17 protein-coding genes are annotated in these 24,352 nt (G+C 38.7%); 13 read left to right on the plus strand and 4 right to left on the minus strand.

Annotated elements, in window-relative coordinates:
- Nucleotides 1-77: 77 nt before the first annotated feature.
- The gene (locus tag ACQKFG_RS08835; protein WP_192204997.1) at nt 78-1,319 is read left to right on the plus strand and encodes an MFS transporter; all 1,242 of its coding nucleotides are present in this window, start codon (nt 78-80) and stop codon (nt 1,317-1,319) included.
- A 96-nt stretch (nt 1,320-1,415) separates the two neighbouring features.
- Here the strand turns inward: ACQKFG_RS08835 and ACQKFG_RS08840 are convergent, their stop codons facing one another.
- A complete protein-coding gene (locus ACQKFG_RS08840) occupies nt 1,416-2,285 on the minus strand; it encodes a helix-turn-helix domain-containing protein (protein WP_427557965.1) in 870 nt (289 codons plus the stop codon).
- Nucleotides 2,286-2,483: 198 nt separating this feature from the next.
- Between ACQKFG_RS08840 and ACQKFG_RS08845 the strand changes: the two genes are divergently transcribed.
- The 4 genes from ACQKFG_RS08845 (at nt 2,484) to ACQKFG_RS08860 (ending at nt 7,637) form a co-directional block, all read left to right on the plus strand.
- On the plus strand, nt 2,484-3,989 hold the full coding sequence (locus tag ACQKFG_RS08845; RefSeq protein ID WP_427557968.1) for a UxaA family hydrolase: 1,506 nt from the start codon (nt 2,484-2,486) through the stop codon (nt 3,987-3,989).
- Between the two features lie 45 nt (nt 3,990-4,034).
- On the plus strand, nt 4,035-5,048 hold the full coding sequence (locus ACQKFG_RS08850; protein ID WP_427557971.1) for a zinc-binding alcohol dehydrogenase family protein: 1,014 nt from the start codon (nt 4,035-4,037) through the stop codon (nt 5,046-5,048).
- A gap of 82 nt (nt 5,049-5,130) precedes the next feature.
- Nucleotides 5,131-6,618, plus strand: coding sequence for a tagaturonate reductase (locus ACQKFG_RS08855; RefSeq protein ID WP_427557974.1), 1,488 nt, complete (start codon nt 5,131-5,133; stop codon nt 6,616-6,618).
- Nucleotides 6,619-6,932: 314 nt separating this feature from the next.
- Nucleotides 6,933-7,637, plus strand: coding sequence for a TerC family protein (locus tag ACQKFG_RS08860; protein WP_192204992.1), 705 nt, complete (start codon nt 6,933-6,935; stop codon nt 7,635-7,637).
- A 201-nt stretch (nt 7,638-7,838) separates the two neighbouring features.
- On the opposite strand, the gene ACQKFG_RS08865 is transcribed toward ACQKFG_RS08860, so the two are convergent.
- On the minus strand, nt 7,839-9,320 hold the full coding sequence (locus ACQKFG_RS08865; RefSeq protein WP_427557977.1) for an aldehyde dehydrogenase family protein: 1,482 nt from the start codon (nt 9,318-9,320) through the stop codon (nt 7,839-7,841).
- A 501-nt stretch (nt 9,321-9,821) separates the two neighbouring features.
- Here ACQKFG_RS08865 and ACQKFG_RS08870 point away from each other — a divergent pair.
- The 8 genes from ACQKFG_RS08870 to ACQKFG_RS08905 all read left to right on the plus strand — a co-directional run bounded on the left by ACQKFG_RS08870 (nt 9,822) and on the right by ACQKFG_RS08905 (nt 22,255).
- Complete coding sequence (locus ACQKFG_RS08870) at nt 9,822-11,654, plus strand: sigma-54-dependent Fis family transcriptional regulator (protein WP_427557980.1); 1,833 nt, start codon at nt 9,822-9,824, stop codon at nt 11,652-11,654.
- A 252-nt stretch (nt 11,655-11,906) separates the two neighbouring features.
- On the plus strand, nt 11,907-13,052 hold the full coding sequence (locus ACQKFG_RS08875; RefSeq protein WP_427557983.1) for a histidine kinase N-terminal domain-containing protein: 1,146 nt from the start codon (nt 11,907-11,909) through the stop codon (nt 13,050-13,052).
- A gap of 512 nt (nt 13,053-13,564) precedes the next feature.
- Complete coding sequence (locus tag ACQKFG_RS08880; protein WP_427557986.1) at nt 13,565-15,076, plus strand: APC family permease; 1,512 nt, start codon at nt 13,565-13,567, stop codon at nt 15,074-15,076.
- Between the two features lie 282 nt (nt 15,077-15,358).
- Nucleotides 15,359-16,111 carry a hypothetical protein gene (locus ACQKFG_RS08885; RefSeq protein ID WP_427557989.1) on the plus strand — a complete coding sequence of 251 codons (753 nt, stop codon included), beginning with the start codon at nt 15,359-15,361 and terminating at the stop codon, nt 16,109-16,111.
- Nucleotides 16,112-16,358: 247 nt separating this feature from the next.
- The gene (locus tag ACQKFG_RS08890; RefSeq protein ID WP_427557992.1) at nt 16,359-17,354 is read left to right on the plus strand and encodes a cation diffusion facilitator family transporter; all 996 of its coding nucleotides are present in this window, start codon (nt 16,359-16,361) and stop codon (nt 17,352-17,354) included.
- A 177-nt stretch (nt 17,355-17,531) separates the two neighbouring features.
- Nucleotides 17,532-18,275, plus strand: coding sequence for a Cof-type HAD-IIB family hydrolase (locus ACQKFG_RS08895; protein WP_427557995.1), 744 nt, complete (start codon nt 17,532-17,534; stop codon nt 18,273-18,275).
- A gap of 170 nt (nt 18,276-18,445) precedes the next feature.
- Complete coding sequence (locus tag ACQKFG_RS08900; RefSeq protein ID WP_427557998.1) at nt 18,446-19,444, plus strand: NAD(P)H-dependent flavin oxidoreductase; 999 nt, start codon at nt 18,446-18,448, stop codon at nt 19,442-19,444.
- 417 nt (nt 19,445-19,861) lie between these two features.
- Nucleotides 19,862-22,255 (plus strand): YhgE/Pip family protein, encoded by a 2,394-nt coding sequence (locus tag ACQKFG_RS08905; protein WP_427558001.1) that lies wholly within the window; start codon nt 19,862-19,864, stop codon nt 22,253-22,255.
- A gap of 203 nt (nt 22,256-22,458) precedes the next feature.
- On the opposite strand, the gene ACQKFG_RS08910 is transcribed toward ACQKFG_RS08905, so the two are convergent.
- On the minus strand, nt 22,459-23,058 hold the full coding sequence (locus tag ACQKFG_RS08910) for an exonuclease domain-containing protein (RefSeq protein WP_427558004.1): 600 nt from the start codon (nt 23,056-23,058) through the stop codon (nt 22,459-22,461).
- Between the two features lie 186 nt (nt 23,059-23,244).
- Nucleotides 23,245-24,126: a helix-turn-helix domain-containing protein gene (locus tag ACQKFG_RS08915; protein ID WP_427558007.1), complete on the minus strand. Its 882-nt coding sequence runs from the start codon at nt 24,124-24,126 to the stop codon at nt 23,245-23,247.
- Between the last annotated feature and the right edge of the window lie 226 nt (nt 24,127-24,352).

Raw genomic sequence — 24,352 nt, forward strand, 5'->3', positions numbered from 1 at the left:
GCTTTACTCTTGGTTATTAAATGGAAACGTTTCCAAAAATGCTGCTGCATTTATAGAAACGTATAGGGGGGTACTTTATGTTTTCAAATGGTAGAGGAATGGTTATTGTTTTCTTGTTCTTGGCAGGGGTGATAAATTATCTGGACCGATCTGCACTATCCATTGCAGCTCCGTTCATCCAAGATGATTTATCCTTAACAGCGACACAGATGGGGATTATTTTTAGTAGCTTTTCAGTTGGTTATGCCATATTTAATTTCCTTGGTGGAATGGCGTCCGATAGATGGGGTGCAAAGCTTACGCTTTTCGTGGCGATGATCGTTTGGTCTTTATTCAGTGGTGCTCTTGTACTGGCTGTCGGTTTTGCCAGTATAATCGTCATTCGCATCTTGTTTGGAATGGGCGAAGGCCCTCTTTCGGCAACCATCAATAAGATGGTGAATAACTGGTTCCCAGCGAATCAACGGGCATCTGTCGTTGGTTTGACGAATAGCGGTACCCCGCTTGGTGGCGCCATAGCAGGTCCGATTGTTGGATTTATTGCCATCTCATATGGATGGAGAGTTTCTTTCATTGCCATAATGGTGATTGGTCTTATATGGGCGATTTGCTGGTGGAAATTCGTTAAAGAAAAACCAGAAGATTCAAAAGAACAGAAACATACGGGGAAATCATATGTGGCGGCAACATCGGAAGGGAAGTTGAAATTCACCTTTTATTTAAAACAAAAAACGGTTTTATTTACTGCTCTCGCCTTTTTTTCTTACAACTATATTCTCTTCTTTTTCTTAACTTGGTTCCCAAGCTATTTGGTGGATGCACGCGGCCTAAGTGTAGAAAATATGAGCATCATCACTGTGATTCCTTGGATTTTTGGATTCATCGGACTTGCTTTGGGTGGTTTCGTGTCGGATTTCTTCTTTAAAAAATTCGCTCAAAAAGGTGTTTTATTCTCACGTAAGCTCGTTCTTGTAACATGTTTGTTCTTATCGGCGGTATGTATCGGTTTTGCCGGACTGGTATCCACAACGGTCAGTGCAGTTACGCTAGTCGCACTTTCCGTCTTCTTCCTTTATTTGACTGGGGCCATTTACTGGGCAATCGTCAACGATGTTGTCGATCCTGGTAATGTTGGATCTGTTGGAGGTTTTATGCATTTCTTGGCAAATACAGCAGGTATCATCGGACCGACGTTAACAGGATATATTGTCGATACCTCAGGCACATACACAGTTGCATTCTTGCTTGCAGGTGGATTGGCCATCGTTGCATCGCTTGCAGTCATCCGTTTTGTAAGACCGATAGTAAAGCCTGTTTAATAGATTATCAGAATGGAAGTGTCTCCCAAAGGAAATATCAAGGGATGACACTTCCATTTTTAAAGAATTAATATTTTTCATATTTATTAGGCATGCTTAGCGCATCCGATTTTCTTTTCGAAATGTTGCTGGCGTCTTTTCATTGTATTTTTTAAAGCTACGAAAAAATTGGGGCATGCTTACAAAACCACACATTTCAGCAATATGGGCAATGGTGTGATTCGTTTCCAGTAAAAGTTCTTTTGCCTTGATGATTCTTTTCGTATTTAAATATACTATTAAGCCAATTCCAGTCGTTTCCTTAAAAACTCTGCTGAAATGAGCGGGACTGACCAAAGCTTTTTGTGCAAGAGTCGTCAAAGTCAATGCTTCATCGATATGTTCATTGATATAGATTAAAATATCTTTGATCCATTCTGAACTATAGCTATTGCCCTCTGGTAAATCTTCTTTGCCATTTATCCGAGTGCGGTATAAATCGAGTATGATTTGATGAACGGTCAGCAAACAAGCATGCCTCGAGCCAATTGATTCGCTAGATGTTTCTTGCAGGATGAGTTGTAGCTGTTCCTCCATCTTATCTTGTTTCTTTTGCGGCAATGATATTTTATAATTCTTACTCTTTTTTGTCAGGTCAAACAAATGTAAATATGAAAAAGAATCATCAACCATATCTTTATATATCAATGTGGGACTGAAAAAGATAATGGTGGAGGTAACGGGATCGTCCTTATTGGGTAAAGCCCTATGAATCGTATTATTAGGGATCAGGAATACATCCCCTTGCTGCATATCATAAAACACATCACCGATAAAAAAGGTCCCCTTACCATTATAAACATAAACAATTTCATAGTAGTCATGCATATGATCGGACAATTCATTCTGGGGACTTTTCGTATCTTGATAGACAAAAGAAAATGGGAAGAGTAAATCATGATTTAATGCATTATGAATTTTTTTCATTTCGTTCATCTCCTGAAAGTATAATACAACAAGAATGAGTATATTTATAGCAAAATACGCAATTTATATTTCAAAAATTGATGGTAAAATTAAAATAGATTTAAAAATTTAAAAAGTTCACGCGAAAAATGAAAGGGCTTTCTGAATGGATTGACGTTTGGTTTTGAACGTCTTCACTCATGATAAGGAGGGGACAAAATGAATAAATTTGTTCAATTGCATTCAAATGATGATGTTGTTATTTCCTTGGAGAAAATTCATAAAGGACAGAGCCTCCAAATTCAAACGGAGGACAGGGGAATGATCAATGTAAAGGCAAGTGATGACATTCCCAAAGGGCATAAAATGTTAGTGAAACCGGTAAACCGAGGGGAAGATGTAATCAAATTCGGCTACTCGATCGGAAAAGCAAAAGAAGATATTTCCATCGGCGATTGGGTTCATACCCATAATCTAGCATCCGGTTTGCATGGTATATTGGATTATTCTTATCAACCTAGCAGTCAAAAAACCAAAGAGCTAAGTCAAAGTCATACCTTCGAAGGATATATCCGTGAAAATGGGGAAGTGGGTATCCGGAATGAAATCTGGATCATCAACACGGTTGGTTGCATCAATAAAACATGTGAAGTTCTCGCTAAAATGGGAAATGAGCAGTTTAAAGATCGGCAAATCGATGGGATTCATCACTTTTCCCACCCATACGGCTGTTCTCAATTGGGTGATGATTTGACACATACACAGAAACTTTTAGCTGCCTTGGCTCAACATCCAAATGCAGCAGGGGTTTTAGTTGTAGGATTAGGATGTGAGAACAATCAAATCGAAGCATTTAAAGATGTCATTGGTGAATTTCCTCCCGGTCGCATTAAATTTTTAAAAGCCCAGGAGGTTCAAGATGAATTGGAGAGCGGCTTGCGTTTAATGGGAGAATTAGTGGAATATGCCGAAGGGTTCGTACGCAAGCCAGTACCGCTTTCAAAGTTGAAAATAGGCTTGAAATGCGGGGGGTCCGACGGTTTTTCAGGCATTACCGCTAATCCATTGGTTGGTGCTGTTTCCGACCTTATTGTAGAAAATGGAGGGATCACGATATTGACAGAGGTTCCTGAGATGTTTGGAGCGGAAACGATATTGATGAACAGGGCAAAAGATGAAGAAACCTTTAATAAAATCGTTGGGCTTATTAATGATTTCAAACAGTATTTCATTCGCCATGATCAGGAAATTTATGAAAACCCTTCACCTGGAAACAAGGAAGGCGGCATAAGTACGCTGGAGGAAAAATCACTTGGGTGCACGCAAAAAGGCGGCCATGCCACTGTAGTGGATGTTAGCCCATATGGTGAACGGGTAGTGAAGCATGGTTTGAATTTAATCAATTCTCCTGGAAATGACCTGATTTCGGTGACGGCTTTGGCAGCAGCGGGAGCACATATCGTCCTGTTCACAACGGGAAGGGGTACACCATTTGGCGGACCGGTGCCAACTGTGAAAATAGCAACGAATTCAGATTTAGCCAATCGTAAAAAACACTGGATTGATTATAATGCAGGGCAGTTAATTGAAGGTCGAAAGATCGAGGAATTGAAGGACGATTTATTCCAATACATTCTTGAACTTTCATCTGGTAAAAAGAAAACGAATAATGAAAAATTCGGTTTTAGGGAGATAAGCATTTTTAAAGAAGGCGTCATTCTCTAACAGGTGATACATATCTATTAAGTTATTAAAAAGGAGTGTTATTCAGTGAAAAGTATTGTTTGTGAACGACCTTTTGAATTTAAGATGATCGAGTCGGAAAAACCGGTTCCAAACTCAGGAGAAGCTTTGATTCGTGTGCGCCGCATAGGAATATGCGGTACGGATATTCATGCCTATGGTGGTAATCAACCCTTTTTTAGCTATCCTCGAATACTTGGACATGAATTATCCGGTTATATTGAATCCATATCGGAGAATGAATCAGGGTTGAATGTCGGGGATCAAGTATCGATCATTCCCTATATGGAATGTGGAAAATGCCTGGCTTGCAGGAGTGGAAAAACGAACTGCTGTACGGATATGAAAGTTTTGGGTGTACATGCTGAAGGCGGAATGAGTGAGTGGATGACGGTGCCTTATAATCATTTGGTGAGAACGGAAGGTCTTACACTTGACCAATCCGCAATGATAGAGCCTTTAAGTATAGGGGCACACGCAGTTAGGCGCGCCGCTATTCATAAAGGGGAATTTGCACTGGTAATTGGTGCCGGTCCAATTGGCTTGGGAGTCATGGCATTCGCTAAAGAACAGGGTGCGAGGGTGATCGCAATGGATGTAAATGATGAACGCCTTGCGTTTGCTGGCAAATGGGCAAATGTCGATTATACTTTGAACGTTTTGGAGAATCCAATGGAGAAATTAGCCCAATTGACGAATGGAGATATGCCAAGCGTGGTATTTGATGCGACAGGTAATGCTAAGTCAATGATGGATGCATTCAAATATCCTGCTCACGGCGGAAGGCTGATTTATGTTGGTTTAGTTAAAGCGGATATTACCTTTAATGATCCTGAATTCCACAGTAAAGAGCTTACATTAATGGGAAGCCGCAATGCAACAAGGGATGACTTTGATTATATTGTGAATACGCTGAAGAATGACAAGCTGGATATGGGCCAGTATATTACACACCGCACACATTTGGATGAAATGATCAATCAGTTTGAAGGGTGGTTAACTCCTGAAGCTAAAGTGATCAAGGCTATTGTCGAAATATAAGCATTAGGTATGCTTCGTAAGGGCGACCTCTTAAAACGCACTCTGAATTGTATATTTCAATGAGAAAAGGGGTTCTTTGATCATGAAAATAAAGAAAGGTCAACTAAACGGTCTGAGTAAAGAGACAAAAGCTGTCCAATATTCACATATGATGGATTTTCCCATCAAAGTATTGCAGATTGGGGAGGGGAATTTTCTTCGAGGCTTCTTTGATTGGATGATTCATGAATGTAATAAACAAGGTCATTTCATGGGAAGTATTGCAGTTACCCAGCCTCGCCTCGCCGGAAAAAGGAAAATAGAGGAGGTGAAGCGGCAAGATGGACTGTATACATTAATGTTACGTGGTTTTCACCAAGGGGAGAAAGTGGAGCGAACAGAGATCATTTCCGTTTTTTCGAAGGTAATTGATCCATATGAAGAATGGGAGGGATTCTTAGCATTATCAGAAAATCCTGAATTGGAATTTGTAGTTTCCAACACGACTGAAGCAGGGCTCAAATACCAGCCGATTCCTTTGGAAGAAGGAAAGCCAATGGAATCTTTTCCAGGAAAACTGACTGCTTTTTTGCATCATCGTTATTTCCATTTCAACGGAGATGCGAAAAAAGGACTGATCATGCTGCCATGTGAACTTTTAGAGAGAAATGGTGATTCATTGAAGCAATGCGTTCTTAAGCATAGCAGGGATTGGGATTTACCAAAGCCATTCATGGAGTGGGTGGACCGGGACAACCTATTCCTAAACTCGCTTGTAGACCGTATCGTTACAGGGTTCCCAGCCAATGAGTCGGAAAAACTATTTACGGAATGGGGATATAAGGATACGCTGCTAAATACGGCAGAACCATACCATTTATGGGCTATAGAAGGTGACCCTTGTATTGATCAACGTCTTCCTTTACAACAAGCAGGCTTAAATGTGCGTTGGGTAAAAGATTTAACACCTTATCAAATGAGGAAGGTACGGATTCTTAATGGTTCTCATACCTTGATGGCTCCTTTAGGCATTTTATCTGGAATGGAAGAAGTAAAACAGGCAATCGATCATCCAGAATTCAATCAATTTCTGAGCAATGCCATCGAAAAGGAAATAATTCCTTCATTACCTTTTGATCAAAACGAAATGTTGTTATATGGGGAAAGTGTTCTTGAGCGATTTAAGAATCCTTTTGTACAACACCTCCTGGCCGATATTTCGCTGAATAGCATTTCGAAGTTCAAGGTCCGTCTCCTGCCTACCTTAGAAGAATATCATAAGACGCAAGGCGGTCTTCCTCACTGTATCGTACGGGGTTTTTCAGGCTTGATCCGATTTTATAAGGTTCACGAAGTGAAGGGGCGTTATATTGGTAAAAGCTTTGCGGGTAAAGCTTATGTCGTTAAAGATGATATAAAGACCATTGAATTTTTCAAGGAACAATGGCTTCGTTATGATAAGCAAGAAATCCCACTTAGACAATTGATAGAGGCCACCTTAAGTAATCAATATTTATGGGGGAAGGATTTGAGCCATATCCCCAACCTAGGAAACGAAATATGCCAATATCTAGAAGGGATGATTGACTGAAATTATCCCTTGAAAGGATATGAACTAGTTAAGTATCTCCTGCCTATCTCTATTTTTTTCTTTATTTTATTTGTATTTTTGGTATACTGAATTAGTGATATTTTTTCTTGGTAGTTTCCTAATGGAAAGATAGTAAAAGAGTTACATATTTTTTATTCCCGTGAAGGGGAGTAGCGTCAGGGATAACCTGAAATAAAGTCGTCATTACGTGGGGATCCCACCGGCTTTATTGGCCTAATTCATTTAGTGCTTAGCGAGACCTTTGCCATTTATGGCAGAGGTCTCTTTATTTTTGTATAAAGGAGGAAATGGTGTTGGATTTTTTATCAGGTGAATTCATTTCAGGACTTTTAGCGATCATTATGATAGATTTGGTTCTAGCCGGTGATAATGCGATCCTTATTGGATTGGCTGCAAGAAAGCTTCCAAAAGATCAGCAAAAAAAGGTGATAATTTGGGGAGCGGTCGGGGCAATAGTGATAAGGATCATTGCAACGCTGCTGGTTGTCGTACTCTTAGAGGTGCCTGGACTGCATTTAATAGGCGGATTACTTCTTGTATGGATCGCTTATAAACTTCTAATTGATGAAGAAGAACATGATGTGAAGCCTGCAGACTCGATGTGGGCTGCCATAAAAACGATCATTATTGCAGATGCTTTGATGGGATTGGATAATGTCTTGGCAGTTGCAGGTGCATCACATGGTAACTTCACTTTAGTGGTGATCGGTCTACTTGTTTCCATCCCAGTAGTGATGTATGGAAGCACTTTAATCCTCAAACTGATAGAACGTTTCCCATTCATCATTATAATTGGTGCGGGAATACTAGGCTGGACAGCTGCTAAAATGATTGTAGCTGAACCTTTCATGCTCGACTACTTTGCAAATCCCTTCATTAAATATGGATTTGAAGCGATAGTGGTGATTGGAATCCTGGTAGCCGGGACTTCAAGACAGAAAACTATTGAAAAAGAAAAAGCAAACAGAGAAAAAATGCAAATCGAACGTAATGGATAATGGGTACAAAGAGACTTTTCAAAAATGAAAAGTCTCTTCTTTTTCTCTTTGCCTGAATGATATAAGTTAAATAACAAGATAAAGGCTGTACCGAAGTCCACACTTTGGTACAGCCTTTTGCAAATAATAAAGGAAAAGATAACCTGCATTTCAATCATGATATCTGAGCCGAATGATCATATGGAGCGTTCACTCTTTTATTTAGTTTAAGTTAATCCATACACTTTTGACTTCCGTATAATTCTCCAAAGCATAACTGCCCATTTCCCGACCAATTCCACTTTGTTTATAACCGCCAAATGGAGAAGCGGCATCAAAGGCGTTATAGCAGTTTACCCAAACTGTACCAGCTTTTAATTCATTGGCCACATAATGGGCTTTTTTTACGTCTTGTGTCCATAAACCTGCAGCCAATCCATATTCTGAGTTATTTGCACGGCTTATCACATCATCCAAATCATCAAAAGGCATTGCAGCTACAACAGGGCCGAAGATTTCTTCTTTAGCGATCGTCATTTCATCTTCAACGCCTGCAAATATCGTAGGTGTTACAAAATAGCCCTCTCCTTGCCCATAATTGCCCCCGGTAACCACTTCAGCTCCTTCAGACTTTCCTTTTTCAATATAACTGCCCACTCGTTCCAATTGTTCACTGGAAACCAATGGCCCTATCTGTGTAGAAGGATCAAGACCGGCCCCTTGTTTAATGTTTTTTGCATGAGACACTAAGTCGGCTACCACGTTGTCATAGGATTTCTTTTGAATGTACAGGCGGGAACCGGCACAGCAAACTTGTCCTTGATTAAACATGATGCCCATTAAAGCTCCAGGAATGGCTTTACCCATATCTGCATCTGGTAGAATGATATTAGGCGATTTCCCGCCTAACTCCAACGAGATTTTTTTCACAGTTCCCGAAGCTTGGCGCATGATCATTTTCCCTACTGAGGTTGAACCGGTAAAGGCAATTTTATCGACATCTGGATGGTCAACAAGCGGTGACCCTGCTGTTTCCCCAAATCCAGGGATGACATTGAGGACGCCCGGAGGAAAACCTGCTTCAAGCGCTAATTGACCTAAATATAATGCTGAAAGCGGCGTTTGCTCCGCTGGTTTTAAAACGATCGTACATCCGGTTGCAAGGGCTGCGCCTAATTTCCATGCAGCCATAAGGAGAGGGAAATTCCAAGGGATGATTTGTCCTACCACTCCAACTGCTTCATGACGGGTATAATTGAAGTAATTCCCAGCAACAGGTATTGTTTGTCCTACTATCTTAGTTGCCCACCCAGCATAATAACGGAAGTGATCGATTGCAAGGGGGACATCAGCATTAGTGGTTTCACCAATTGGCTTGCCATTATCCAAGGTATCCAATTGTGCTAAAGCCTCTTTATGTTCTTCCATGAGGTCCGCTAATTTATAAATGAGGCGGCTGCGTTCCGATGCACTCATTTTTTTCCAAGGACCGTTGTCGAATGCCTTACGGGCTGCTTTGACTGCTTTATCTACATCTTCAGGACCTGCTTCACTCACAACCGCTAAAACCTTGCCGTTAGAAGGATCGAGAGTCTCAAAGGTTTTTCCTGAAGCAGCTTCCACCAATTCCCCATTAATCAAAAGCTTTTTAGTGCCCTTCAAGAATTCTTGCACACGTGGATTAAGTTTAATAGTTTGTTCCATGTATAATACCCCTTTTCATTTGGATTTTACGTTACATATTTGTTCGGACAATGGCTTTCCTCTAAGTAAAGGATCAGGTATGATCTTATGTGTTTGATACAATTCTCTTTGGCTGCCATGCAGCAAGTCAGAATATTTTTAAAAACTTACTGATTCTTTCCCCCCTTATCAATAGGAATCAATTTCTCGACATGTAATTATGCAAGACCTATGCCAAAACAAAAAAACGATGAAACCAATTAAAAGATGGTAGAGCGATATCGGAAGATGTCATCCTGTTCCATATTGGAACAGGATGGTGATCCAATATGGAACAAAAAAGTTTAGCAGTTCGCGTAATGCCGTATTCATTTTGGTGAGTATCTGAATTTTCTGTTATAATTAAACTGTATGAACGAATCCTGAATGTCCTGAAACTTTGAATTACATAGAGTTTCTTTATGAAATTGAATAAAAAACAGTAGCCGATTTACTCGATTATACATACGGGAGGATTATTCAATGTCTGTTAATATAAGCGCGGATAAAGGAACCATACCGGCATTTATTCAAGAATCATGGCAGCGGTGCATTTCGAAGGGACTTCAGCCAAGCATGATGGATAAGGAAGATATGCTTGGTGCATTTGAGTTGGCCGAATACCACGATCGATATGCTGAACTCCTGTATCATTCTTCCCCCATTTTAGAAGAAGTTTATCGCTCGATTAATGGTTTGGAGTCCATTTTATTACTTGCTGCTCCTGAAGGATATATCATCGAAACAGTTGGGGATCCAGCTTTCATTCGCCATGCAGATAATGTTTCCCTTAGGAAAGGGGCCAATTGGTTAGAGGAATCAAAAGGAACAAATGCAATAGGAACGGCCATTGTAGAGAAAAATCCTGTATTGATTCATGGCAGTCAACACTTTCATCAGGATAACCATTTCCTCACTTGTGCCGCATCGCCCATTTATCACCCTGATGGGCATCTGCTAGGTGTTTTGAACTTAAGCAGTCATCAACAGAATTATCATCCTTTTTCCGTAAGCTTAGTTCAAAGGGTGGCTGATAGCATCAAACAAGCGCTTTTATTGTCCCATACACAAAAAAGGGAGAAAAACCTTTATTTTATATATGATTCTTACCCTGATCCGTTAATTACCCTTGATAAAGAGGGGAAAGTTACAGATCTCAATTTAGCGGCGTCACAAGTTATCGGCACATTGAAAAAACCGGTATCGAATATAATATCAGGAACAGACCCACTTGTTTTGGAACAGAGGGTTTCAATTAAAGACCAGGAATTTATGGTGCAAACCCTTGGCAAAAATATGGAAAATCAATCATCTGTGATCGTTCGGTTAAAAAAACAAAAATTGATTGATGGTTTAACAACTAACCGTTATCAATTTTCAGATATATTAAGTAACGATCCGCAAATGAATCAAACCATATCCATTGCTAAAAGAGCTGCAGCACTTGATATCAGCTTGCTAATTACTGGAGAAAGCGGAACGGGAAAAGAACTATTCGCACAATCCATTCATGGGGTTAGTTTAAGAAGTGATAAGCCATTCATCGCCATCAATTGCAGCGCAATTCCCGAAAATTTATTGGAAAGTGAGTTATTTGGGTATGAAAAGGGTGCCTTTACTGGCGCAAAAAGCGGCGGGCATAAGGGGAAGTTCGAAGCTGCGGATGGCGGAACCCTTTTTTTGGATGAGATCGGTGACATGCCGCTTCAAGCTCAAGCGAGCCTGCTTCGCGTGCTTCAAGAACGATGTGTGACGCGTGTCGGCGGACATGCTTCCATTCCAATCGATGTAAGGGTCATTGCCGCCACAAACAAAGACTTACAAAAAGAAATTGAAGCTGGAGAATTCCGTGCAGATCTATTTTTCCGCCTTTGTGGATTATCTTTAAAAATTCCAAATCTTAGAAGTCGGAAGGATTTATTGCTGTTAGCAGAATACATTTTAGCGGATTTACCTTATAAGAGTGAAAATACCGAATTAACTGACGAAGCTAAAACGTTCATTTTGGAATATTCATGGCCAGGAAATTTCCGTGAATTGCAAAACGTACTGGGACAGGCTGCATTCCTAGCTGAAAATGGACCGATTACAAGGGACTTGCTTGTGGCGCTTTGTCCTGTTTCTTCCATTACACATGAGGAAGGGGCAAATGCCGATCAAGGACCAAGAAACTTTCAAGAACAAGAAACCCAGCTGATCAGAAATGCGTTGGAACGAACAAATGGAAATATCAGTAACGCCGCGAAGCAACTCGATATCGGCCGAAATACGCTTTATAGAAAAATGAAAAAATACGGAATCAAATTTCTAAAGTAAGAGTTTCCTAGTATATTTAAAAACATGAATGATGAGTTTCCATTTTATGAAAATCTCAGATTCCCGACCTGATTTGGTCGGTTCTTTTGTATCGCGAGTAAACATATGCGGAACAGCATACCTTTTCTCCATATAAGCTATATTTCACCTTAAAGACTATGAATAATGAAGTGCAGGTAATCAAAATCTCATATAGAATGATGTTATTGATAGAGTATCTAAAATTCCGTAAGGGGATGTGTGGTCAATAGTATGGAGTTTTCATCTGAACATAAGAAGTATAAAAATGTATTGATTCAATATTTGGAAGAAAAAGAATCTGTGTTTTTAAATGAATGGAACGAGACTATTAAGATCAATGAAATTGACCCCTACAAAGATAAGATTAAAGAAAATGGTTATGGGATGTACTCATTGGTCATCCAAACGTTCAAGGATGTATTGTCTGAAGATAAGCTGATAAAATTGGCTTACCAGGTTGCAAAAGAGCGACTTGAAGCAAATATCAACATTGGGGATTTTCTATATAATATCAATTTGGGGAGAAATATCATAATCAGAAATCTTTTTGGGGTCAATATCCCAATTAATTATATGCAGAAATTCATTAATGATATCAACTTGCACTTTGATACGTTCAGCTACCATGCAGTAACGAGATATACGAATCTTAAAAATGAAGTGATAGAGGAGAAAAAGTCTTATATTAGTGAAAACCACAAAGATAAATTAGCGGTACTGGGTCAGATATCATCAAGCTTTGTACATGAATTCCGAAACCCTCTTACAGCTATTATGGGGTTCAATAAATTACTGAAAAGGGAGAACCCAGGCTTGAAATATTTAGATATCATTGATTATGAGTTAAATCAGTTGAATTTCAGGATAACCCAATTCCTCCATACCTCTAAATCAGATTTTAATGAGGAACAAAGAGAGGAAATTTCCGTGTTGAAGTTAATTGAAGAAATTCAAGAACTGACTTATGCAAATATTGTGGATGCAAGTGTTAATGTGGAAATAGATATTTATCCAAACTTCGTCATGACAGCGAGCAAGGATGGATTAAAACAAGTGTTCTTGAATCTTTTTATAAATTCCATTGACGCCTTAAAGGATAAGGAACATCCAAGAATTTTGAGGATAACCTCTTTAATTGAGGCGAATGAAAGAATAATTAGAATTTCAAATAATGGACCGGCCATTGACAATGAATTAATCGAATCTATTTTTGAGCCCTTTGTCACAACGAAAGAGTTAGGAACGGGAATTGGATTATACGTCTGTAAAAAAATCATTGAAAGCAATGATGGATATATGAATTGTGTTTCCAATGAAAGTTTAACTACATTCAGTATCCATTTCCCCGCAGTTAAGAACGAATTTATAAGGGTTTAATACATATCATATTGTGACATTACAGAGAGCATTATATACTTATCGATATTTTTCGGGACTGTACATTAATCAAAATCATTCTGAGTGAAAATAAATCTATATGGAAGATGCCAAGAAATAATAATTTGGATTTTGGCATCTTTTTTTCTGTTATTTTTCAAAATGTGTGTCGAAATTTTAAAATAAAATAATAAAATTGTCATTTTGATTCGATTGTGGATCAAAAAGGATTAATAATTAATATATGAATCATAAATTAGGTTAACGATTCAATAATGAATCATTTTAAATTTATAATAGCGTTAAACTCCAATAAAATAACTATCCTTTTCTTGGCATGGATATTGCTGTTATTTATATTATTACAAATTCTTAGTAAGAGAGGATGTTTTTATTTGGGAAAATAGTCAGATATAGATGAATTTGGTGGATTCAGATACATAACCAATTATTCCTTAATGTCAGCACTTTATAATGCAGAAATGTCCATAAGTTCTTTACATATCAACCAAATGTTTTTTTATTATTATTTCTATCATTATTTCTTTAAAAAAGGTTCTCAAGTTTTTGTTTTGATCTACAGTCTTTCAAGAAAGGGATGGATTACCATTAAAGAAACTAAGAGTCTAAATAAAGTTCTTTCTAAGGTAGATATATTATTTTTGGCATTCGGGGCCATGATTGGTTGGGGTTGGGTAGTATTATCAGGTACATGGATTGATTCAGCAGGTACACTTGGTGCGATGATAGCATTTTTAATAGGTGGGGTATTGGTCACTTTTGTAGGTCTGACCTATGCAGAATTAGCTTCAGCTATGCCTGCTGCTGGAGGTGCTCTATCTTATGTATTAAGGGGCGTCGGTCCAAAAGCTGCATTTGTAGCATCATGGGCCCTCGCATTAGGTTATATATCTGTGGTTGCTTTTGAAGCGGTTGCTTTGCCAACTGTCATTGAATATGTATTTCCTAATTATAAGGTAGGATTCATGTATTCTATTACTGGATATGATGTGTATTTAACATGGGTGCTTGTTGGGGTAATAGGTTCCATTTTAGTTACACTGATTAATTATTTTGGTGTGAAATCGGCAGCCATTCTCCAAATGGTTTTAACCATTGTAATAGGTCTCATTGGTTTGATGTTAATTTTTGGAGCCGGATTCACTAGTGATTTTGGAGATGCGAAACCACTATTTTTGGATGGCACAGTAGGAATCATAACTGTACTGATCATGACTCCGTTCATGTTTGTGGGCTTTGATGTAATACCTCAAACAGCTGAAGAAATGAATGTTGAGCCGAAATTAATTGGGAAAATTCTTATATTTTCAGTAAGCCTTGCCGTTATCTGGTATATTGCCATTATATACGCGGTAGGAGTATCTTTAGATGAAAATATAATAACAACTTCTGTATTACCAACGGCAGATGCAATGGCCAAAGTCTATGGATCGAGCATTTTTGCAACCATCTTGATAATAGGTGGTGTTGCAGGTATTTTGACGAGCTGGAATGCATTTATCATTGGCGGCAGCCGAGTTCTCTATTCAATGGCGGAAAAAAAGATGATTCCAGCTTGGTTTGGTAAATTACATCCGAAAACAAATACGCCTACAAATGCTGTATTGTTTATAGGTGCTTTATCCATGATTAGTCCATTATTAGGGAGACCTATGTTAGTTTGGCTGGTGGATGCTGGCGGACTGGCTATTGTATTGGCATATTTATTCGTTGCAATTGCATTTGTTCAATTGAGAAAAAATGCTCCTGAGATGGCAAGGCCTTTCCGTGCTGGAAAATCAAATATCGTGGGCTGGATCGCATTGGTTCTTAGCATTGGATTTATTGCCTTATACTTACCAGGTATGCCAGCGGCTTTAATTTGGCCTTATGAATGGCTGATTTTTGCAGGCTGGTGGGCTATTGGTTTTCTCCTCATGTTTAAAATGAGAAAAAATTATAGTTCTGGCGAAATGAAGTACAACGCAGACCAGTTGCCAATGGATGAGGTGAAAGAAGGGTAAAAGGAATGAATTAATCTGAGTCATTTTTGGCGAAACATATGCGACAAAGATTTATTATTGTTATTAAAGGGCTGCTCTTAGTGAGCAGCTTTTTTGCTAGGTCCAAAAGGATGGTAATTATTTCGCAGAAAAACTCGTGAGAAATTTGTATATAAACGGTTTTCTATTACTCTCATGTCTGGCTGATTTTTAGTGCAGACTGTGATCATGATACTCATTCATTTGCAACTTTGAAATCCTTTGCTAGAATATAATCTATAGAAAAGATTAGGAGTGGTGACTGTGGCTGGAAATTCAGCTGAAGAATTGATTCATTATATTGCACCAAAAGGAGAGTATATCCCTTTTTTAGATGATACGGACTATATCGCTAAAGGATTGGAATGGAAATTATTCACTGCCCGTTCGGTAAAAAGAGAACTATTATATAAAAGCGGTAGTTTTCAAGCTAAAGTTAAATTGGCAGGTTATGAACAATATGGAAACGGCCTTGACACTGTAGTTGTTGAATTTGAAAATGGTAAGCTTAGTTGCATTCACCCTTCCTATTTAAAGGAAATGCAAAGCAACAGTTTCGGAAAAGAATTGTTGAGTGGGCCGGTTTCAGAAACATCCGCAGATTCAAGTGAAACTGAGCAGGTGATGGAAGCACCAATTACGGAAAACTCCGATCCGCTAAGTGCAGAACAAAAAAAAGCAAAAACCAAAACTAAAAAGGCGACTGCAAAACCTAAATTGGACTTACCTGGGGAAAAAGTGCATTTCACCGCAACAGTCAAGGAGTTTACGGCGAAAATGAACCATTTCACTGGTGAAGAAGATGAAGTCATACTCTTGGAGAATGTCAAAGTGACAACGGAGCCTGCATTGACTATCGGCGATGCTTGGTGTGGATATAGCAAGACATTAAAAAAAGCTGAGCTCGAAGAAGGGGACGCAATCGAATTTGATGGAAAAGTGGTCGACAAAAAATACAATAAAGAAATACGATATAAAGTTAATAATCCATCTAAGTTAGTGAAACAAGAGATGTAAGCTTAACGCAGAAGTTCTTGCGAAAGGGAGTAAGCCGCCGCTTACTCCCTTTTTTGTTGATTAATCAGTTTTCAATAGGAATGAATGCATTCATGTGAACTTATTAGAATAGATGGGTCCATTCCTGGAATATATTCGTTTACCAATCGTATAGATAAGGGTTTGGCTTATGTGGTTTCATATTTTCCAGTGTTGGGGATAATACATTATGATAATGGATTTATAATAATATAAGGGGGGTTTTTATATGAAAGAGTTATTTCGGTTATTAAAACAAGGTAATAAATCGGCGTTCATTGCTGCCTGTGTGAATAGTATCATCGCTGTGCTAAAGGGGATTGCTTATTTCATGACAGGCAATGTAGCCATGTTTGCTGAAACTTTACATACTTTGGGCGATGCTGCGAATCAGTTTTTCGTATTTATTGGATCCGCACTAAGTAAAAAGTCACCAACTGATCGATTCCCAGATGGTTTTGGACGTTTGGTTAACCTCGTATTATTAGGGGCAGTGTTGGTTGTCGGGATCATGTCTTATGAAACGATTAAAGAAGGATTCCATCACATTTTGCACCCTGTAGAATCAACTGGTATCCTTATTAACTTGTCGGTCCTTTCGTTAGCGGTTGTGTTGGAATCATATGTATTATTTAAAGCGATGAAAGAAGTGGTGCATGAGACTGGAATCGAAGCTAAAGGAGCAGCCATCATATTTAAGAGCTTCGCTGGTTTAAAAAGAGCAAAACCGGCGACGAAATTAGTATTCATGGAAGATATGGTAGCAACCGGTGGTGGGGTACTAGCGATAATTGCCATTTTATTAGCAAACTTCACGCCCTTCATCCAAGCTGAAGGCGTTGCTTCCGTCATGATCGGTCTCGGGATGTTCTATGTGGTTGGTAGGGTATTTCTTGATAATGCTGCAGGTGCTCTTGGGGAAGCCGATATTGAAATGCGACAAAAAATTGGAACTATGGTCATGGATGATCCAGACGTAAGGGATATACAGAAACTTGCCGTAATAAAAGAAGGAGAAGACTTTCATGTTGAACTTGAAGTTGAACTCGATCCCCATATTTCAATCGCCCAAGCGGATGACATTAAAGATCGGTTGTTTAATGAGATATTCAAGGAAAGAGGAGTAACGGATGTCATTATAGAATTTGATGAAAATGATGGTATCCCAAAATGGGAAGGTCAGCTAAAAAAAGAATTGAATGAAATGAAAAAAGAAAGGGAGTAGAGGATGTTTAGATTGGCAGAATATAAAGTGGCCGGATAAAGATATTTGGTGGATTATAAAAATCATGAAAACGAATGGCAATGCCTGTTCAATTATTCACGTACTTTCCTAACGTATGCATTATAAGCTATCATGGACTTAGTTACATAAAGAAGGATTATGGAAGGGTGAATAAGAATGAAGGAACAAGATATTAAGCTGGTTGCACTTGATATGGATGGCACGCTTCTCAATAAGGATGGGGAGATATCAAAAGAAAATCGGAGAGCGATAAAAGAAGCAGAAAATCAAGGGATTTTTGTTGTATTGAGCACAGGGAGATCCTACGCGACATGCAGTGATTTTGCAAAGTCAATGGAACTCCAATCATACCTCATTACCGTAAACGGAAGCGAAATATACGATAATCAAGGAAAACTGGTGGAAAGGAATGTCGTCGATAGTGAGTCCATACAATGGATGTGGGAATTAAGCCAAAAACACGGTACACATTTTTGGGCGATTAGTTGCGATAATATTTACAGGGCTGAAATGCCTGAAAAAATCCATGATTCGCAATGGCTTAAATTCGGTTTTGATACAACTGATGATGACATCCGCCAAATCATCATGGATGAACTGGCATCAAAAGGAAACTTTGAAATAAGCAATTCTAGCCCAACGAATATTGAAGTGAATGCCATGGGCGTTAATAAAGCGAAAGCGATCAAGCTCGTATGTTCATTGCTCGATATTACGATGGATAATGTTATGGCTGTAGGTGACAGCCTTAACGACCTTGCAATGATTTCTGATGCAAAAGTGGGTGTGGCTATGGGAAACGCCCAAGAAATTGTGAAAGAAAAGGCAGATTGGGTTACAGCAACAAATGATGAAGATGGTGTGGCCAAGGCCATTCGTAAATGGGCGCTTTCAAATTGAATCGAAACTGTATATGGGATGTAGCCATATACAGTTTTTTTATTGAAATGGCGTTTCATGACAAGTTAATTGAGCTGCTGAATTAATTTCTTGAAAATTGTGTATTTTAGAAGTATGATAATATTGTAGTGTTATATTTTGGTAATATACTAAAATGGGAGGTTTCATAGATGACAAGAAGTTTGCCTGAACAATGGTGGAATCAATTATCTTTACCAGTTATCTCAGCACCTATGTTTTTAATATCGGGTCCTGAGTTAGTGAAAGAATGCTGCTTGAATGGGGTGATTGGCTCTTTTCCAGCACCGAATGCGCGGCCGATTGAGGTGTTGGATCAATGGATGAGTGATATAAACGATACATTGATTGCAGCAAAGGATAAAGAACCTGGCTCAAAGATTGCTCCATGGGCAATGAATATGGTTGTCCACCGTACATATAGCCGTCTTGAAGAAGAGTTGGAATTGGTCAAAAAGCATCAGCCTCCCATCGTCATTACATCATTAGGTTCACCAAAACAGGTGGTTGATGTCGTACATAGCTATGGCGGGTTGGTCTTTTCGGATGTCAGCTCCGTGGATTTTGCAAAAAAAGCTGCGGAGTCAGGTGTGGACGGATTGATCTTGGTTGCTGCGGGAGCCGGTGGTCATGCTGGTGAAATAAATAGCTTTGCTTTCGTGGACAGCGTAAGAACATTCTGGGACGGAATCATTTTGCTTGCCGGATCCATCAGTACTGGTCACAGTATCTTGGCAGCTCAGGCTGCAGGAGCGGATCTTGCATATATGGGTACTCGTTTTATCGTGGCGAAAGAGAGCAGGGCAAATGATGATTATCGTGAAATGCTTGTCGATTCTGATCATGATGACATCATCTTGACTGATGCATTTTCAGGAGTTAATTGTAATATGCTGAAACCGAGCATCAGAAAGGAAGGATTGGACCCGGAACAATTAGCCAAAAAAGAAAAAGTCGATTTTGACAGCATGTCCAAATCATCTGAATCTAAAGCGTGGCGTGATATTTGGTCAGCGGGTCATGGTGTGGGGGCGATTAAAAAAATAGATACCGCCGCAGGCATCATTAAACAATTAGAAAAAGAATATCAGCAATCCTTAAAGAAACTGAACGGACAGGCGGAAAAATTAAAAGGCATTATAACAAAATGATTTGTAAGCGCTTCATTTAATTATGCTTATATACCTTATTAAAAGGGTATCCAAAATGGATGCCCTTTTTTGCCATGAAAAATAGAGGGGATTTTATCAGCCGATGCTAAGGTCTTAATCAGTTAAGAGGCAATTTAAACAGGAGGGATAAATAGTAGATATAGGATGTAAGACAGTGAAAAAATATTGATAAAAGAATGGAAAAATGTTATATTATTTTCGTGATAATGACCGAATGAACAATATAGTCATTAGTTATTATTTGCGTGAAAAGTAAATATATATTAAAGATTAAGATAGTGAATTTTAAATATATATTGCAGAAGCAAATGAGTTAAATATGTATTTTTCAATCCGTTTTTCACCGAGATAGATTAAATAAACGGCATATTCGTCGTATAGGAGGGCTTGGTAGGCGTGTTAAAATCTTTAAAGGGTGAATTTTTAGCCATAATAAAACATCCTATGATACTCATTTCCATAATAGGGATCATACTGATTCCCTTATTATACAGCGGCACTTTCCTGTGGGCATTTTGGGATCCATATGGGAAGGTGGACCAATTGCCTGTTGCCATTGTCAACATGGATGAGGGTGCGGAGTTCAATGAATCGGAACTTACAATAGGAAAAGATTTAGTCAAGGAGTTAAAGGAAAAGAAGGATTTCGATTGGCATTTTGTCAGTCAAAAAGAAGCAAATGAAGGCCTGGAAAAACAAGATTATTACATGAAAATAGAAATTCCGAAGAACTTCTCCAAAAATGCAACGACCTTACAGGAGGACAATCCGGAAAAACTTGATTTAATTTATACGTCCAATGAAGGGTTCAACTATATATCCACAAAAATAGGTGACGCAGCTTCGGAGAAAATTAAAGGGGAGGTTTCGTCAGCCGTTACGAAAACCTATGCGGAGTCAATGTTCGATAATTTGAACGAAATGGCTGACGGACTCAAAAGTGCCAGTGATGGAGCTGGAGAATTGAAAGATGGAACAGATACAGTGAAGAACGGATCAAATGAACTTGGTGAAGGAATTAACTCTGCTAAAGAAGGTTCCAAAAAAGTCGATGAAGGAATTGATTCCCTTCATTCAGGTTCTGTCGAAATCCATGAAAACCTGGAAAAATTAGCTGAAAAATCATTGACCTTTTCGAATGGGGTCGGTTCGGCAGCCGCAGGATCAAAAGAACTCAATCAAGGGTTACAACAGTTTAGCTCTGGTGTTGGACAGATGAAAGATGGGCAATCCGAGCTTTTGAAAGGAGCCAAGAAATCTGAAGCGGGTACTGGTGAATTGGCCTCTGGACTGCAACAGTCTTTAGAGGGCTTCAATCAAATCGAAGAAAAGCTGCCCGCTTTGACAGAGGGAGCAAATGGTGTAGCTGATGGGGCTTCCCAACTTTCAGGTTCATTGTCTGAATGGAGTGCAGCATCGAACGAAGCAAAAGCTGGGGCATCTGAAGTTTCGGCAGGTTTGGATGAGGTTATTTCCGGATTGAAACAACAATCAGAAGCTACGGATGATCCTGCAGAGAAAGCGCGTTTGGAGGGAGTGATCACTTCTCTAACCCGCATCAGTGAAGGTAGTAAAGGAGTATCTGAAGGAGTAGGTAAACTATCGGCAAGTGCAACTGAAATTGCTAAGGGCTCAAATAGCCTTAGTGCTGGAGCTAATCAGTTAGGTGAAGGCACAAGTGCAATAAGCGGCGGTTTCACTCAATTGAAGCAAGCTCAGGATAAACTCGCCAATGGGGCGAATGAACTGAAAAATGGTCAAGGTCAATTGGTATCTGGCTTGACAACATTTGGTGATAGTATAGATTCTGCACAAAGTGGGCTTGGACAGTTAACCGAAGGCAGCAATAACTTGGTAAGCGGGCTTGATCAGCTTGAAGATGGCTCCAAGCAATTATCAAGTGGAACCTCACAGCTTTCCGAAGGTTCGAAAGGTCTGGTTACAGGAACGGATAAGTTGAAGGAAGGTTCATCCAGCCTTACTAGCGGAATGGGAGAACTGGCGAATGGAGCCATTAAGTTACAAGATGGAATCGCCAAACTTTCAGATGGATCTGCAGAATTACATGACGAATTAAGTGATGGGGCAGACGAAGCAGGCAAGATAAAGTCCAATGATGAAGTATATGACATGTTTGCAAGCCCAGTTAAAGTGGATAAATTACCAATTAATGATGTCCCGAACTATGGCACTAGTTTTGCACCATATTTAATTTCATTAAGTTTATTTATCGGGGCTATCGTTCTGACGATCATTTTCCCGTTAAAAGATCCTGCTGTAAAACCCGCGAGTGGATTTAGCTGGTTTATTAGTAAATACAGCGTCATGGCACTCATAGGAATCTGTCAAGCCATATTGGTGGACTCGATTTTAATTTTAGGTCTTGGAATCAATGTTACGAGCCTGCCGCTATTTTTTGCAGTAAGCATTCTTGCTAGCTGTACATTCATGGCAATCATTCAGTTCCTGGGTTCGGCCTTTGACAATCCTGGCCGGTTCATAGCATTATTGATTTTGATTCTTCAACTGACCAGCAGTGGCGGAACATTCCCGAATGAATTAGTTCCTGGCTTCCTGCAAGGATTCACACCGTTCTTACCGATGACATATTCTATTAATGCTTTCCGTGCAGTCATCTCAACAGGAGATTATAGCTTCATGTGGCATAATCTTGGCATATTGGCCATATTCCTCGTTGTCGCATTAATATTATCACTTCTTTACTTTATTTATCGGTATAAGAAATTGAACGGTGCATTAAATGAAAAACAGGAAGAAGCAACTGTATAATGGTCAAAAAAAACAGCGACCCGTCATGGGTCGCTGTTTTTTGATAAATATCAGGTAATAAGTGAAATGCAGGGAAATGAAAGTGCCCCTAAAATAACATCCATCGTAAAGATATGCATTCCTGTTCTCGTGGAATGGGCAATTTGCAATAAAACGGTTTTTTGTTTGGTGCAGCCTGTACAATGAGGTAATTATGCAATCAGCTATACCCTTGTCTTTTGAGAAGCAGGTGCATATTTCTTCATTGGATTTTTTGCAATGACTTCCTTTAAATAAGGATGGCCAGAAGGTCCTGGTTTTCTCATGAGTTCCATTAGGTAAGATATATCGTCCATAGCCCTATGTGTTTGGAAATTTGTGATATTATGTGCCTGCAATAATGTTAAGAGTTTACCATTCTCAAATCCGTATTGCTTCCAAGGTACATTCCGCATCGTACAGAACCATTTCTGATCATTGATTTCCGGATACATTTGGTAAAGGAAACTTCTATCGAAAGAAGCATTATGTGCGAAAATCGAATCGGTACGGGAAATGAAGGATTTAACTTTTTCATCATGAAAACTTTTTCCTTCTACGGAGCTGTATGGAATTCCATGAATTCTATACGCTTGATCATAATTCCTTCTTGCTCCATAGGAGAGGGGCTCCCTTAAAAAAGATTCCTGATCAATAAGATTAATAATTTCCCCTGTTTCACTGCTGTATGTAAAGAGTATAAGAGCAAGCTCGATAATTTCATCTGAAGAGGGACGTAAACCGGTTGTTTCTACGTCAAGCAATAAACCTAATCTATTAGACATTTTTTTTCCTCCAGTTGGGTTACATTCTTTTATTATAGCTGAATTAGGATAGCTATTGAAAGTGTAATGATTGTTTTAAAGTAGCATTCTGAAAATTGGTAGAGTAAGTGAGGACAAACAATGATAAAAAAAGATAGAGCATTGCTTTTTTCAAAGCAATCTCTATCTTTTTTTATCCATAGAAGTTCATAAGCATTGCAAAATGCTTTCCAATTCATGTTCGGCAATTCGTATGAATTCTTCGTTTTTTTGAAGACTGAAAAGGTTCTTGGATTGTTCTATATAGTGCAGTCCATTTTCAGGTTGTTGAAGATGAACAAGATTCTTACCAGTTAAAAGATGGAGTTCCGCATATAAATATAATGATTCTATCGAATTACAAATGTTGATCCCTTTAAGGGTATAATTCAATGATTCCTGATAATAATGAAGTTCATTCAATGTTTGGGCCAATCCATGAATGATCTTCAAGATAATGGTGCCTTCTTGATTCACATGGGGAATATTCTCGATAAACTCCAGTGCTTCATTGAAAATGTTGATGGCCTCTTCATAATTCTTCGTTTTAAAATGGATAATTCCGATACTATTTAAAACTTCTATCTCCTGTTGATGAAGAATGACCCGTTTACCCATGGTAATCTGAATGGCTTCATTCAATAATTCTATAGCCCTTTGTTTGTCATTGTACAAATAAAAAAAAGAGATACCTTCATGCCATTTCAAGAATTGATAAAACGATATCGATTTTTCCGGTGCAGTTGCCATTTCTTTTTGGACGATTTCATAAATTGCTTCAAAATTACGTGTGCGTTTGTATTTGTTAATCAAAAGTTTAATGGTTTCTATGTAATTATAAATCGGTTCATTTTTGGTGGTGAAGAAATACGGCAGGTCAACTTTAAGTCTAACCGCAAAAAGTGCCAATTCATCAATGGTTGGAGAAGTAATGCTTCTTTCATAATCCGACAGGGCATTAGGTTCACATATATCCTTAGCCAGTTCTTCTCTTGTAAGATTTTGTTTTATTCGTAATTCGTTGATAACAGAGCCAACCTCTATTTTCATTACAATTGCCCCTTTGTACCTATGTCTGAATTCTATTTTAACATAATTTAATTTTTATAAGTACGATAATTGAAAGATAGTATGATATAACTACTTTACATATGTTCTGGAATGACATTTTTTTGATGTGGAAACTGCATTTTTCTAAATAAAGTGAAAGGTTCCCGCATATTTTGCTTGGAGTTTCTAATAAAGGATAATAGCAAGCTTTAGATTTGGAATATAA

This window comes from Peribacillus sp. NPDC076916, assembly GCF_050269675.1.
Taxonomy (GTDB): domain Bacteria; phylum Bacillota; class Bacilli; order Bacillales; family DSM-1321; genus Peribacillus; species Peribacillus aracenensis.